The organism is Sphingobium sp. DC-2 (assembly GCF_000722555.1).
GTDB classification, from domain to species: Bacteria; Pseudomonadota; Alphaproteobacteria; order Sphingomonadales; family Sphingomonadaceae; genus Sphingobium; species Sphingobium quisquiliarum.
Genome location: NZ_JNAC01000150.1, coordinates 1 through 14,075 on the forward strand (window position 1 = coordinate 1; position 14,075 = coordinate 14,075).

Below are 14,075 nucleotides of genomic sequence, written 5' to 3' on the forward strand. Positions count from 1 at the left end.
TGGCCGGCGTCGCGTTGGGCGTGAAGGCATAGAGTCTTTTCTGAGGGAGATCGCGGATACGGGGGGCGAACCTGTAGCCGAGCAAGGCGCAGGCGGCGAACACATGATCGGTGAAGCCGCCCGTGTCGGCAAAATGCTGGCGAACGCGGCGGCCCGCGTCATTCATGAGCAGCCCGTCCAGGATATAGGGAGCCTCGCTGACCGTTGCCGGGATCACCTGGGTTGCGAACGGCGCATATTGATCGGACACATGGCTGTATCCCTTGAGGCCCGGGACGTTGCCATATTTCGCGTTGATCAGATTCATCGCCTCGCCCTGCTCGGTAGCAAGGAAGAACTGCCCGTCGCTGGATGCCGATTGCCCTTGTCCCCAGAAGGCGGCCATGGGCAGGGCGGCGTGGGCCTCCACGATCATGGCGAGCGCCCGATCATAGGCGCTGCCTTCGACATGCCAGCGCGCGATCCGCAGCAATTCCCAGAAGCTGTGCGTGTTGGTCGCCGCCGCCATCTTGCGCAAACCGAGATTGACGCCTTCCGCCAGCAACACGTTCATCAGGCCGATCCGGTCGCGAGTTGGGACGTAGAAAATCCACCGGCGGATCGACCTTGATCCCGTTACGCAGCATCGCAACGGCCGCCAGAAGAGGCGTGGCGATCGGCGCCGCCTGCATGTCGAGCAGGCGCAGCATCCTGGGCGCGTAGAGGCGGAAACGGTGATAGCCGTCCAGCACACGGCTGAGCGGGTCGGCCGCGAGCACGTTGGTCAGCGCGGAGGCCGTGGCGACAAGGGTTCTGAACCGTTCCCAGCCAGGCCCGGTGGCGATTATCCCGTCCAGGGCCGTGCCATCGTCCTGCGCTCCAAGCAAAGCACCACCGATTTCGGCAAAGGACTTCAGCGTGTCCCGAACGGCCGCCTTTTCGTCGGCGATCCTGGTGTTGCAAAGGCGTTCGGAGGCCCGATAGAGACGGCCTACGATGCGATCGTGGGTCTCCACGATGACATCGGCCAGCGATGACCGCCATTCCAGGGTGCAGACAGCGAGGATCGCAAGCCGCCTGTCTTCGGGCAGATCACGCATGCCGTCGGCGTAATAGCGCTCGCCCTGCCGGCGAAGCCGGGTCACACGATGCGCCGGCACGCCGTCCAGCAAATCCGCCGGAAGATCGAACCTTTGAAGATATTCCAGTCGATCCATCAGCCGGTTAGCGGCTGCTGAATTTGCGCCAACCTCGAACTGTCGCAGCCATACGAAGCGCGTGACGCGACCATCCACCGTATCCTCCAACAGGTGGGCCAAATTCTCGCTCAGGGTTGGCGTGATGCGATGGGCGATAAGATCCTCGATCCGGCGCTCGGCCTCAACCAGCGCATCGGCGCAAAGGCGCTCGATCGTCGAGGAGCCGGGAAGGATCGTGCGGGTGCGGCGACACTCCGCAACGAAGCGACGGGCAAGATCCTCATTCGATGTCGCCGCCTCGGCTTCCCGAGCGATCCATTCGCGCAAATCCCGTGCGCCCCGCCCCGAAAAGGAGCGGGGCTGTTGAAAATGCGCCGCTGGTGGCCGGGTCCGGTTGGGGGCGGAATGACACCCCAACGCATAGCGATCCCGTCTCGCATGGGATGGTATTATGGGAATGCAGGCTGCTGATGTTCGCAGTTGCAATATGGTCCGATCAGTGACTATCTAGAGGCCTTCGACGGACCCGGATTGATTCGGGTGGCTCGGCCCGGCGCCTATCCCCGGGATAACCTTAGCGAATTTGGGCCTCGCTTCCGAGTATCGTTGATTGAACGCGTCTGACGGCGTGCGCCCCTCGCTATTGCGATCAGGTTTCTACATGACATTTGCTACTTCGCTTCGACGCGAATGGCTCTCGAACCCGCGCGCCGACGTGCTTGCGGGTATCGTCGTCGCGCTCGCGCTGATCCCGGAGGCCATCGGCTTCTCGATCATTGCCGGCGTCGATCCAAGCGTCGGGCTGTTTGCCTCCTTCTCCATCGCCGTCATCATCTCGCTCGTGGGCGGACGCCCCGGCATGATTTCGGCCGCAACCGCCGCCATTGCGGTTCTTGTCCTGCCGCTGATCCGCGATCACGGCGTCCAGTACCTCTTTGCCGCCACCATCCTCATGGGACTGATCCAGGGCGTCGCCGGCTTCCTGAAGCTCGACCTGCTGATGCAGTATGTGTCACGCTCGGTCATCACCGGCTTCGTCAACGCGCTCGCGATCCTAATCTTCATCGCGCAGCTTCCCCAGCTAACGAACGTCGGGTGGGAAACCTACGCGATGGTCGCGGCGGGCCTGGCGATCATCTACCTGTTCCCGCGTCTGACCAAGGCGATCCCGTCGCCGCTGGTCGCGATCGTGATCCTGACGATCGTCTCGATCTATGCCGGCATCAAGGTCAACACGGTGGGCGATATGGGCAAGCTGCCCTCGTCGCTGCCAGCGTTCGGCATCCCACAGGTGCCGTTCACGCTGGAAACGCTGCGCATCATTTTCCCCTATTCGCTGACGATGGCGGCGGTTGGCCTGCTGGAATCGATGATGACCGCGCAGATCGTCGATGATCTGACCGACACGCCATCGAACAAGCGCCGCGAGATGAAGGGGCAGGGTATCGCCAATTTTCTGACCGGCTTCCTCGGCGGGATGGGCGGCTGCGCCATGATCGGGCAGTCGGTCATCAACGTGAAGTCGGGCGGCTCCACCCGCCTTTCCACCTTTGTGTCGGGCGCGTTCCTGCTGTTCCTGATCGTCGTACTGGGGCCGCTGGTCGCCCGCATTCCGATGCCGGCGCTGGTCGCGGTGATGATTATGGTGTCGATCGGCACCTTCTCCTGGGGATCGATCAGGAACCTCAAGAGCCATCCGTGGCAGTCGTCGGTTGTCATGCTGGTGACGGTGCTGGTTGTCGTCTCGACGCACGATCTGGCGCAAGGCGTGGTCGCAGGCGTGATCCTGTCCGGTCTGTTCTTCGCCAGCAAGGTCAAGCGCCTGTTCGACGTGGCATCCGAGCTGAGCGCGGATGGCAGGACGCGGACCTACCGCGTCTCGGGTCAGGTGTTCTTCGCCTCGTCCGAGCGGTTCGCCGACGCCTTCGACTTCAAGGAGGTGCTGGACAATGTGGTCATCGACCTGACCGCCGCGCACTTCTGGGACATTTCGGCGGTGGGGAGCCTCGACAAGGCGATCCTCAAGTTCCGCCGCGAAGGCACCCATGTCGAGGTCATCGGCCTCAATCAGGCGAGCGCGACGATGGTCGATCGCTTCGCCGTCCATGACAAGCCCGGCGCCGAAGCAGCGCTCGGCGCCCACTGAGGAGAGGGCTTATGAACCGCATATTGGCCTGTATCGACGCATCCACCTACGCGACCAGCGTCGTCGATCTGGCGGCCTGGGCCGCTACCCGGCTCGGGGCCGATGTCGAGCTGCTGCACGTCGTCCAGCGCAAGGATGCCGTGGCATCGCGCAACGATCATAGCGGCGCGATCGGCCTCGGTGTCAAAAGCGAGCTGCTGGAAGAGCTGACCCGCATCGAGGAAGCGGCGGGGCGTCTTGCCATCGAGGAAGGGCGCATCCTGCTGGACGCAGGCGGCACTCGCTTGAAGGAGCAGGGCATCACGGTCGCGTCGATGCACCTGCATGGAGGGATCGTGGAGACGATCGTCGAGCGTGAAGCCGATGCTGCATTGGTCATCATCGGCAAGCGCGGCGCGTCGGGCGAGTTCGCGACCGACCATATCGGCTCCAAGGTCGAACGGGTCGTGCGTGCCAGCGACAAGCCGGTGCTGATCGCCTCACGCGAAGCCAAGGCACCTGACGCGGTGGTGATCGCCTTCGACAACAGCCCCGCCGCCTGCCGCGCTGTCCGTCATGTCGCTACCTCGCCGCTGTTCGGTGGTTTGCCAGTACACCTCGTCATGGCGGGGCCGGATGATGGCAAACACCGCGACCAGCTCGGCGCAGCGGCAGCAACGCTGCCCGCCTGTTCCGAAACCGTCCTGCGTGACGGCAAGGTCGATGCGGTGATCGGCGATCATATGGCGGCGCATCCCGGCGCGATGCTGGTGATGGGTGCCTATGGACACTCGCCGCTTCGCACCCTGATCGTCGGCAGCACGACGACAACGATGATCCGCACCGTTCGCGCCCCGGTACTGTTGGTACGCTGACATAGCCGGGGACGCGCCGGACCTTGATGCGCGGCGTCGGCAACTGCTGGCGCTTCGCGATCAGCTCGTCGCCGATGATGCGGCGGCCGAGGAAACGCGCGCCCCGGTCACGCTCGATCAGGAAAGCGTCGGCCGCCTGTCGCGGATCGACGCCATGCAGGTGCAGGCAATGGCACTGGCGGCGCAGCGGCACCGGCAAGCCGAATGTAGCCGCATCGACGCCGCACTGATGCGGATCGACAGCGGCGATTATGGCTGGTGCGTCCGCTGTGGTGAGGAAATCGAGGCCAAGCGCCTCGATCGTGCGCCCGCGACGACGATGTGCCTCGCCTGCGCCAAGGAGGGCTAGGCCCGAAAGGAAGGCATCATGCCGACCGGAACGATCAAATACCTCGACCGTGGTGGGGCCTGGGGCTTCATCTCTCGTGACGACAAGCAGCCCAAGGTCTTTGTCCACGTCCGAGCGGCGGAGCGCGCCGGGTTCACTGAGCTACGGCGCGGGCAGCGATGGCGCTTCACGCTCGTCGAGCGCCCCAAGGGCGGGTTTGAGGCCGATGATCTGGAAATGCTGTTCGACGAACCGCCCCCGCCCGGACGATAAGCAGTTTCCCAAAAACGAACCTCCAACGGGAAGACCGGCACCGGCACAAAAACACGCCCTATCCCCGCTGGGGCTTTCCCAAAATATGTTCCCGAAATATAAGTCCCGAAATTCGCTGTTTGAGATGGGATAACGGGACTCATGCTGGTTGGTTATGCGCGTGTCTCGACTTCCGATCAGGACCTGACGCTACAAACCGATGCGCTGACCAAGGCTGGCTGTGAAAAGCTGTTCACCGACAAGGTGAGCGGCGCGAAGCTGAACCGTCCCGGCCTGACCGAAGCTCTCAATTTCGTGCGGGCGGGCGATACGCTGGTGATATGGAAGCTCGATCGCCTTGGCCGTTCGATTGGGGGCCTGATCGAACTGGCGGCGGACCTGTCCGCTCGCAAGATTGATTTCCGATCCCTGACGGACGGGTTCGACACGGCCACCCCATCGGGCCGGCTGCTGTTCCATATCCTCGCTTCCGTCGCGGAGATGGAGCGAGAACTGATAAAGGAACGGACGATTGCTGGTTTGGCAGCGGCACGGGCCAAGGGCGGCACGGGCGGGGGCCGCAAGTCCGTCATGACGCCCGACATGCTCGATACCGCCCGCAAGCTGCTCAAGGCCGGCGATAAACCAGCGAAGGTCGCGAAGCTGCTACAGGTCGGCCGTTCCACCTTCTATCGCCACTTCCCTGCGGCCGAGCGCGAACCTGGCTAATTGGTGTCAGAAGATCGTCGCGTAGTAAGATTGCTCGAACCGGCCCCGGCTGATCCGGGCCATGTGATCGATCCGTTCCGGCACCGGGGGCGGGCGGCGGGTCCGTGCCGGTCGTGCGGCGGGGCGGGCCAGCAGTACGAGATTGGCAATGGCCGCGCCCAACAGAAACTCTTCCTCGGCACCGCGCAGGCCGCGAAGGTGCAAACGGGTTAGCCCCCGCTTACCCTTGGCATCGGCAAACACCCGCTCGACGCCCCGACGCAGTCGCATCGACCGCTTGAATAGGGGCGTCTGCATCTCGCCGCGCACCAGCTCGCGCACGTCCTCATGTTCGCTGTGCGTCACCGACCTGTTGCTGCCTGCGGTGCATTTCCGTTTGAGGTGACAGGCGCGGCAGTCGGAGGGACTGGCGCTGTATCGGAGAAAGCCCGCCCGACGATCGGCACCACGAAAGGGCAGTATCTTGCCAGCAGGACAGACATAGCGGTCCTGCTCCCGTTCATAGCGGAAGGCTTCGCGGGGGAATTTGCCCTTGGTCTGTTCGGATCGTTCCAGCACCGGGATATGCGGGATGGTGCCGCGATCGGTGACAAACGCCAGGAACGCGGCGCTGCCGTAGGCGGTGTCAGCCGCGACGCGCTTTGGCCGGTAGCCGAACCGATCATCGGCCCGTGCCAGCATGGTCCGCCCCGCATCGACTTCCGCCGCGAAGCGGGCGGGACTGGCCTCCACGTCGATCGTCACCCCTCCCGGCGTGTCGATCAGGATATTCAGGGCATAGCCGAACCGGCCCCGCGCCGTGCGCGCAGACCAAGCCGACGCCGGATCGGTGCGTGACACCTCGGCCGGCTTGCCACGCGGCACGCCATGTTCCTGCGGTGGAGCATTGGCCTGATCCGCCAGCCATTCGCAAACCGGGCGGGGAAGCCGGGGCGCGGCTATGTCGGCGTCCCGCATCTTGCGCTGCCAGCTTGCGTCGGCCGCGACAAACGATGCGTCGATTGCGGCATCCTTGTGGGCGATCAGCCGCGCGTCGGCGCAGCGCCGAACAGTCTGCTCGAACAGGATGCGGAAGATGCCGGCATCGCGGAAGCGGCCATGCCGGTTCTTGCTAAACGTCGAGTGGTGCGGCACCCGCGCGTCGGGCGGCAATCGGCAGAACCAGCGATAAGCGAGATTGAAGCGGACTTCCTCGCACAGCCGGCGTTCCGACGTGATGCCATAGAGGCGAGCGATAAGCGCCATGCGGACCAGCAATTCAGGCGCTATCGAGGGACGCCCACGGCGACTATAATGCGGCGCGAGCGCATCGCGCAGTTCACCCAGGTCGATCAGTCCGTCTATCCTGCGTAGGATGTGATCGGCGGGGATCATCGCTCCTAGCGCCCGCCAACTTGCGCCCTTGCCGCCTCGCTGTTGCTCACCCATCATGGCCGCTGCTCCCGATGTGTCGAAGCAGGGAACCCGTTAGGAACGCGATCGGCTCACCCGGCCTTTTTCAACAGCCCCAGGGAATTCGAACAGCGGGACGCGTGTGCCCGGCCTGTCTAGCGAGCTGCGAGCGATTGGACGCAATGGAAGAGTGCGCAGCCGCGTCCGGGGGGTGTGTGACATTCGCTCGCTTCGGACTCGAGGGGTGTTCACCGGCCGTGCGTAATGGATGTGAGGACGGCGGAGGAATGAACATGGACATGAATTTAGACAGCGCGTTGCGCCGCCTTGCCGAGCAACCGCTTCATCCACGGCTTGCTGAACTGGAAGGCGATGTCATGCGGTTGATCGCGGCGGAGCGGCGCGCGGGCGGCGGAGTTACGCTGCGATCCGGCATGCTGGCAGCGCTAGGCGCAGTCGCCTTGGGAGTGGTGGGCGGCGGATTGTCGTCCGCAGCGACGACTGCGCAGGTGCCGACGCTAACACCCTTCGGGCCTGCCATGCCGTTAGCGCCTTCGACCTTACTCGCGTTCCAGTGACGAGCGGCGCCCGGAGGACGATGCTGATCGCCATCGTCGCGTTCGTGGCGGCGGTCGCAGGCGTGTGGGCTGGACGTGAGTTATTCCCCTCCCCGCCAAGCCCGGGCGTTGAGCTTCACAGCTTGCTCCACGACGGGCTCGAGCTGGACGAAGCTCAACAGACCAAGCTCCAGATGCTGGAGTCTCACTTCACCGTTCGAAGGCGTGCCTTGGAGCTGGAACTCAGAGCCGACAACGCCCGGCTCGCCGCCGCCATCGAGGCCGAACATGGTAACGGGCCGCAGGTCGCGGCCGCCGTCGATCGTTCGCACGGCGCGATGGGTGAGCTCCAGAAGGAGACGTTGAACCATATGTTCGCGATGCGGCAGATCCTGCGGCCCGACCAGGCGAGGACGTTTGACCGCGCGGTGGTGAAGGCGCTGACCGCAGACGCGCGGTGAGCCTTGATCTCGCGGCCTGCACGGACGGCGAACTCGCCGCCTTGACGCTCGCCGGACGTCAGGCTGCGTTCGCTGAGATCATGCGGCGGCACCAAAGACCGGTCTACCGCCTGATCCGCTCGCATATCGGCGACGCCGAAGAGGCGCTTGACCTCACTCAGGAATGCTTCGTGGCCGCCTTTCAGAACTTGCGAAAGTATGACGGAGATCGGCCGCTCGCTGCGTGGCTGACCCGCGTGGCGATCAACAAGAGCCGCGACTGGCACAGGCGGCGGCGCATACGCCAGATACTATCGTTCGCCTCTTCGCTGCCGCCCGACACCATGGAGAGTGAGCGGGACGAGGCGCCGGGTGCCGACGCCATCACCTTCGATCGCGCAGAGCTTGCGCGGCTTTCGCGCGCGGTGTCCGAGCTGCCGGCCACGCTCAAGGAGACGCTTTTGCTGCGGACCGTGGAGGGCTTGTCCCAGGCGGAAACCGCCGCCGCGCTGGGGATCAGCGGAAAGGCCGTGGAGACGCGGCTCCGGCGTGCGCGTGAAAGATTATCGAAAATTCTCGACTTCGCGTGAGGGGATGGGCCTATTTGCGCGTAATGAAAGATAAGGTCGGCGGCCCCCCCCCCCCGCCGCCGGCCGCAAGCATTGAACTGGAGCGAAGGAAAGGCATGAGCCGCAATCTAAACCGGCGCGACGTAATGCGCGGAACCGCCATGCTTGGCGGCACGCTGGCCATGTCGGCCTACCTGCCGGCTTGGGCGCAACCTGTGTCGCGCGGCATCGCCAGGCCCCTGCCGACCGTGTCGGGCACAAACATCGCGCTGACGATCGACAGGATGAAGCTCGTCATGGACGGGATCACGACGCCGGCAATCGGCGTCAACGGCACCGTGCCCGCACCGCTCGTCCGCCTCCAGGAGGGCCAGAACGTCCGTCTCGCAGTGACCAACAATCTCGACGAGGATAGCTCGATTCACTGGCACGGGCTCATTCTGCCGTTCCAAATGGACGGCGTGCCCGGCATCAGCTTCCCTGGCATCAAGGCGCGTTCGACCTTCGTATACGAATTCCCGATCTTGCAGTCGGGCACCTACTGGTATCACAGCCATTCGGGCGAACAGGAGCAGGCAGGGCTCTACGGACCCATCGTGATTGATCCGGCCGGTGCCGACCCGATCGCGTTCGACCGCGAGCATGTGATCGTCCTCTCCGACCATAGCGAAATGACGGGCGAGGAAATTTTCCGCAAGCTCAAGCAGATGGGCGGCGCCTATTTCAACTATCAGCGCCCGACGCTGAGCGGGCTGCTCGCCGGCCGCGAGATGCGCCTCAAGGATCGGATGGAATGGGGCAAGATGCGCATGGACCCGGCCGATATTGCGGATGTTACGGGGTCGACCTACACCTTCCTCGTCAATGGCTTTGGCCCTTACGACAACTGGACGGGCCTCTTCCGACCGGGCGAGCGGGTTCGGCTGCGCATCGTCAATGCTGCGGCGCAAACCAACTTCAACGTGCGCATCCCTGACTTGCCGATGACGGTGGTGCAGGCCGACGGCCAGAACGTCCGGCCGGTAACCGTGGACGAATTCCAGATCGGCGTCGCGGAAACCTTCGACGTGATCGTGACGCCCGAGGACCGCGCCTACAGCTTCGTTTCCGAGGCGATCGACCGATCCGGCATGGGGCGCGCGACACTGGCCCCGCGCGAGGGCATGATCGCCCCGGTCCCGCCGCTCCGCCCGCGCACGTTGCTGACCATGACCGACATGGGCATGGACATGAGCGGGATGGAGGGGATGTCCGGTATGGCGGACGAGAACCCGGTCGCAAAGCGCGGGCCGGATCCCACGTTGATGCAGAATGCCTCGCGCAACCTGTGGAAGCTCACCGGGTGGAAAGAGCCCACCGATCACGGAACGAAGGCGGTAGGCGCTGCGATGGCCGGCATGGCTGGGATGGGGGGCGACCAGATGAGCGGCGCTATGCCAGGGATGGACCATAGCCAAATGGCGGCGGGCGCTGCCGGGATGGCGGGCATGGACCATGGTCAGATGAGCAGCGGCGGCATGGCCGGGATGGATCATGGGTCAGGCGGCAGCATGGACATGAACATGCGCAACCCCAAGAACGCGCCCGGCGTCAAGATGGGGCCGGGAGTGCAGACCATCTCGCCGATGCCGAAGGACCGCACGGGCGAGCCGCCGCAGGGGCTGGAGGACGCGGATCATCGCGTGCTCACTTATCGCGATCTTGTCGCGCTCGACCGCAACCCGGACGTTCGCGCCCCGTCGCGTCAGTTGGAGATCCACCTGACGGGCAATATGGAGCGCTACATGTGGGGCTTTGACGGCCAGAAGATGAGCGACCCTGCCGACCCCATCCCGTTCCGCAAGGACGAGCGCGCGCGCGTCACCCTGGTCAATGACACGATGATGCCGCACCCAATTCATTTGCACGGCCACTTCTTCGAGCTGGTGACCGGACATGGCGACTTCGCGCCTCGCAAGCACACGGTGAATGTGGCGCCCGGCGGTAAGATGACATTCGACGTAACGGCCGATGCGCCCGGCGACTGGGCGTTCCACTGCCACAATCTTTATCACATGACCGCGGGGATGATGCGTGTCGTGACGGTTCGCCCGATGGGCGAGGAGAACCGCGATGCAGCCTAAGTTCCTCTTGATCGCTGGCGGCGCGGCACTTGGCCTCGCAAGTCCGGTGGCCGCGCAGATGGACCATTCCAATATGCCGGGCATGAAGATGCCGCCGTCAAATACGCCAGCGGTGAAAAAGCCGGCCGCTAAAAAGCCGGCCGCCAAGAAGCCCGCAGCGACCAAGCCCGTCGCGCGCAAAGCGTCCCCAAAGCCCGCCGCTAGATCGACACCGCCCGCGAAAACGGGATCGGGGGCCAAGCCCGCTGCGAATCAGCCCGCCAAGCCTCCGGCCCCTGCAACGATCGTTGCCGATCCTCACGCCGGTCATGACATGACGACCATGCCGGGCATGAATACGCCTGGAGCCAACCCCAACCCCAATACCGCGCACGACATGTCGGCCATGCCAAGTGCCTCCGGCGGTGCCGCCTCCGGCCAGCCAAGCACCAGGCAAGGCATGGACCATGGATCGATGCCGGGAATGGGCCAGAGTTCGGGCGCGATGCAAGGCATGCCGGGACACGACATGGGAAGCATGCCCTCAGGCACGGGCGCGGCGATGATCGGCACCAACCTGCAGGCCGGCACCGCTCCGCCGCCCCCCATTCCGACGGATCGTGCCGCGGACCAGGTCTACTCTGCCGCTGCCATGGCGCATTCGCAGCAGCATCTGCGGTCGATGCACGGCGGGCAGAATTTCTCGCAGGTCATATTCAACCTGGCTGAAGTCCAGATCCGGGATGGTCGCGATGCTTATCGTTGGGATGGCAGCGCCTGGTACGGTGGCGACGTTAATCGTCTGGTTCTTAAAACCGAGGGCGAAGGGAACTTTGGGAGAAGCTTGGAAAGGGCGGAGCTGCAGGCGCTCTACGCACGGGCAATCGGACCCTATACCGATTTTCAGGCAGGGATCCGGTACGACTTCAAGCCTAATCCCTCGCGTGTTTACGCGACAGTCGGTTTTGAGAGCCTGGCTCCGGGTTTCTTCGATGTCGAGGGCGCACTGTTCTTGTCTAGCAAGGGAGACGTGCTGGGCCGCGTTGAAGGCTATTACGATCAGCGCATCACCCAGCGGCTGATTCTCCAGCCTCGTGTCGAAGCTGAGTTTGCGGCGCAGGACGTTCCGGCAGACCGGATCGGTTCGGGCTTGTCGGATATCGAGCTTGGCTTGCGGCTGCGCTACGAGGTGAAGCGAGAGTTCGCCCCCTATATAGGTGTTTCGTACGAGCGCAGAGTGGGCCGTTCTGCTCGTTTTGCACGCGAGGATGGCGAGGATGCGATATCCACCAGCCTCGTTCTGGGCATTCGCACATGGTTTTGAGGCCGACTAGTCTTGTCGGGTTGGCTGAGGTCAAGAAGGAGAAGTCGATGTTCAAGACAGTAACACTTCTGGCTCTGGCCGCGACGTCGGCGAGCCCCGCTTTGGCTCAGCAGCAGATGCAGGGCATGGACCATTCGAAAATGCAAGGCATGAACCACGACAACATGCCTGGCATGAACACGCCTTTCATGCCCGCCGAAATGGCGATGCACGAAAAGATGATGAAGGCCAAGGGCGCTAATGCGAGCGAGACGTGGGTCCGCAAGATGATCGAGCATCACCGCGGTGCGATCGCCATGTCGCAGATCGTTCTCCGGGAGTCGCCCGATGCGAAGACCCGGCAAATGGCCCAGAAATCGATTGCCGAGCAGAACAAGAGCATCGGTGAACTCCAGGCGATGCTCCGGTCGATGGGCAAGCGTCCTCAGTAATAAGCCTCGTTCCTCCCGCCCCCAGCGAGGAGACGGGAGGAACGATCAAGGAGATTTTTCCATGAAGTCAGCGTTGCGATTTGCGCTTACTGCCGCAGCCTTGTTGGTTCCGGTTGCCGCCAGCGCGGCTACCCCGATCGTTATGCACCGCGACCCCGGCTGCGGCTGTTGCGCCAAGTGGGCGGCGCAGGTGCAGCAGCAGCTCGGCCGTCAGGTGCGCGTCGTCGATGATCCCAACCGCCCGGCGCTGCAGAAGCGCGCGGGCGTTCCCGCGGACGTCTCGTCCTGCCACACCGCAATCGCCGATGGCATCGCTTTCGAGGGCCACGTGCCGATCGCCGACATGAAGCGGGCTCTTTCGACCCGGCCCAAGGGCGTGCGAGGCCTCGCGGTCGGCGGCATGCCGTTCGGCTCGCCAGGAATGGAAGTGCCGGGCGTCAAGGCGCAAGCCTATGACGTGGTCGCCTTTGGTCCCAGCGGCCGCCGCCTGTTCGCCCGCCACGGCAGCTGATCGGCCGATGTTTTTTGGCGGAGTGGCATGACGCGGTCGCCGCAGCCAGCGTAGCTGTGGCGTCCAGTCCGTCTTGAAGAGCAGACGGAAAGTTTCACAAAGGAAGCTGGGCAGGTGAGGGAAGAAGGCGCGGCGTGCGTAAACTGGATTGAAACAACACGGTTCAAGGGGTTGGGTGATGGGCGGTAAACGAGGCGGGGCTTTCGCTCTACTCCTTGCGGTTGCAATCTCAGTAAGCACGTCGGCATCGGCGCACGAAGATCACGATGCGCTCGGGGCCGGTCCCGGGCCGGCCGCTAGCAGCGCAGCCGAGACGCAGAAAGCAGATGGGGCGGACGCTGGCGACGGCCACATGGGCATGGGCTCTATGTCGACCGTGGACATGAACATGGGCGGCCGCGACATCGCCGGCGACGACATGGACATGGGCGGCATGCACGAGGAGACCGCCAACAAGAACAAGACTTTCGGCGAACGGCTTGTGAGCTGGCTGGGGCGGGTGCATACCATGGTCATTCATTTTCCCATCGCCCTGTTCATCGGTGCGTTCGGGGTGGAGCTGTTCGGGTTGTGGCGCCGCAACCGGGATTATCAGCATGTCGCACACATAATGCTGGTCGTCGGCGCGCTGGGAGCGATCGTGGCGGCGTTCCTGGGCTGGTTCGCAGGCGGGTTCTACCTGACCGACCGCAACCCTATCCTGATGACGCATCGCTGGCTCGGGACATCGATCGCGGTCTTCGGCGTCGCGCTGGCTTGGATGGCAGCGCGCCACCGCAAGGGTCCCGAGCGGTCGCGGTCGTTGTACTGGGCGGTGCTTGGCCTGATGACACTCGCGATCTCAATCCAGGGGTTCCTCGGCGGAACCTTCATGCACGGCGGAATAAACCACTTGGCGTTCTGAGGGGCCCCGACGCTTAGTAGCCGGTCGCGTGTTGGCGCGCTGCGAAGGAGAATGCGACGAAATGCGGCAGCGCCGACCTTCGTGCCGTAGGCCTTTTCAAGCATAGCCGTCGGATGCCGCCGGCGAGCCCGGCCCCGCTAGGGCGTGTCGAGCAACCCCCGACGCTGGTAATAGCACACTGTCTCGATGCACTCCCGCGCAAGCCTCGGGATCGTGGTGCGGGATCATCGAACGGAGGAGGGCCGTGTCGCCGATCGTCGTGTGGATACGAATAAGCGCGAAGCAGCCGAAGAAGATGACAAGCGAGCCGGCGATCAGCGCTTTGTTGGCGGCTTTCGCTCGGTGCACCGCCAGTGGC

The 14,075-nt window shown here is 64.0% G+C and carries 14 protein-coding genes, 2 pseudogenes and 1 other annotated feature; of the genes and pseudogenes, 13 read left to right on the plus strand and 3 right to left on the minus strand.

The features are described from left to right. A pseudogene (locus tag ET21_RS26240) lies at positions 1-1,535 on the minus strand (Tn3 family transposase); the annotation flags it as partial. 162 nt (positions 1,536-1,697) lie between these two features. Further along, positions 1,698-1,752: a sequence feature (sul1 is cis-regulatory element that is thought to sense ions involved in sulfur or methionine metabolism; They are found in Alphaproteobacteria), on the plus strand. An 87-nt stretch (positions 1,753-1,839) separates the two neighbouring features. On the opposite strand from ET21_RS26240, the gene ET21_RS0123205 reads away from it, so the two are divergent. From ET21_RS0123205 to ET21_RS0123225, 5 genes are all read left to right on the plus strand, one after another. Further along, positions 1,840-3,324 carry a SulP family inorganic anion transporter gene (locus ET21_RS0123205; protein ID WP_007684580.1) on the plus strand — a complete coding sequence of 495 codons (1,485 nt, stop codon included), beginning with the start codon at positions 1,840-1,842 and terminating at the stop codon, positions 3,322-3,324. A gap of 11 nt (positions 3,325-3,335) precedes the next feature. After that, positions 3,336-4,178 carry a universal stress protein gene (locus tag ET21_RS0123210; RefSeq protein ID WP_004213296.1) on the plus strand — a complete coding sequence of 281 codons (843 nt, stop codon included), beginning with the start codon at positions 3,336-3,338 and terminating at the stop codon, positions 4,176-4,178. A gap of 154 nt (positions 4,179-4,332) precedes the next feature. Further along, positions 4,333-4,527 carry a TraR/DksA C4-type zinc finger protein gene (locus ET21_RS0123215; RefSeq protein ID WP_004213295.1) on the plus strand — a complete coding sequence of 65 codons (195 nt, stop codon included), beginning with the start codon at positions 4,333-4,335 and terminating at the stop codon, positions 4,525-4,527. Between the two features lie 18 nt (positions 4,528-4,545). After that, positions 4,546-4,779 (plus strand): cold-shock protein, encoded by a 234-nt coding sequence (locus ET21_RS0123220; protein WP_004213294.1) that lies wholly within the window; start codon positions 4,546-4,548, stop codon positions 4,777-4,779. Positions 4,780-4,920: 141 nt separating this feature from the next. Next, positions 4,921-5,487: a recombinase family protein gene (locus ET21_RS0123225; RefSeq protein WP_004212894.1), complete on the plus strand. Its 567-nt coding sequence runs from the start codon at positions 4,921-4,923 to the stop codon at positions 5,485-5,487. Positions 5,488-5,493: 6 nt separating this feature from the next. Here ET21_RS0123225 and ET21_RS0123230 read toward each other — a convergent pair whose 3' ends face one another. Continuing rightward, a complete protein-coding gene (locus ET21_RS0123230) occupies positions 5,494-6,918 on the minus strand; it encodes a transposase (RefSeq protein WP_004212896.1) in 1,425 nt (474 codons plus the stop codon). A 254-nt stretch (positions 6,919-7,172) separates the two neighbouring features. On the opposite strand from ET21_RS0123230, the gene ET21_RS0123235 reads away from it, so the two are divergent. The 8 genes from ET21_RS0123235 to ET21_RS0123270 all read left to right on the plus strand — a co-directional run bounded on the left by ET21_RS0123235 (position 7,173) and on the right by ET21_RS0123270 (position 13,717). Then, the gene (locus ET21_RS0123235; RefSeq protein ID WP_030541564.1) at positions 7,173-7,457 is read left to right on the plus strand and encodes a hypothetical protein; all 285 of its coding nucleotides are present in this window, start codon (positions 7,173-7,175) and stop codon (positions 7,455-7,457) included. A gap of 20 nt (positions 7,458-7,477) precedes the next feature. Next, the gene (locus ET21_RS0123240; protein ID WP_030541565.1) at positions 7,478-7,897 is read left to right on the plus strand and encodes a periplasmic heavy metal sensor; all 420 of its coding nucleotides are present in this window, start codon (positions 7,478-7,480) and stop codon (positions 7,895-7,897) included. Then, positions 7,894-8,466, plus strand: a complete 573-nt coding sequence (locus tag ET21_RS0123245) for an RNA polymerase sigma factor (RefSeq protein ID WP_004212943.1) — start codon at positions 7,894-7,896, stop codon at positions 8,464-8,466. The genes ET21_RS0123240 and ET21_RS0123245 overlap by 4 nt, the downstream gene beginning before the upstream one ends. Before the next feature lie 95 nt (positions 8,467-8,561). Continuing rightward, positions 8,562-10,568 carry a copper resistance system multicopper oxidase gene (locus tag ET21_RS0123250; RefSeq protein ID WP_030541566.1) on the plus strand — a complete coding sequence of 669 codons (2,007 nt, stop codon included), beginning with the start codon at positions 8,562-8,564 and terminating at the stop codon, positions 10,566-10,568. Further along, complete coding sequence (locus ET21_RS0123255; protein ID WP_007407010.1) at positions 10,558-11,871, plus strand: copper resistance protein B; 1,314 nt, start codon at positions 10,558-10,560, stop codon at positions 11,869-11,871. The genes ET21_RS0123250 and ET21_RS0123255 overlap by 11 nt, the downstream gene beginning before the upstream one ends. 47 nt (positions 11,872-11,918) lie before the next feature. Beyond that, positions 11,919-12,302: a DUF305 domain-containing protein gene (locus ET21_RS0123260; RefSeq protein ID WP_030541567.1), complete on the plus strand. Its 384-nt coding sequence runs from the start codon at positions 11,919-11,921 to the stop codon at positions 12,300-12,302. A gap of 61 nt (positions 12,303-12,363) precedes the next feature. Next, positions 12,364-12,813, plus strand: coding sequence for a DUF411 domain-containing protein (locus ET21_RS0123265; protein ID WP_046407136.1), 450 nt, complete (start codon positions 12,364-12,366; stop codon positions 12,811-12,813). 367 nt (positions 12,814-13,180) lie between these two features. After that, positions 13,181-13,717, plus strand: a complete 537-nt coding sequence (locus tag ET21_RS0123270) for a DUF2231 domain-containing protein (RefSeq protein WP_030541569.1) — start codon at positions 13,181-13,183, stop codon at positions 13,715-13,717. Between the two features lie 213 nt (positions 13,718-13,930). Here the strand turns inward: ET21_RS0123270 and ET21_RS28855 are convergent. Then, positions 13,931-14,056: pseudogene (locus ET21_RS28855) on the minus strand (DUF305 domain-containing protein); the annotation flags it as partial. Positions 14,057-14,075 lie beyond the last annotated feature (19 nt).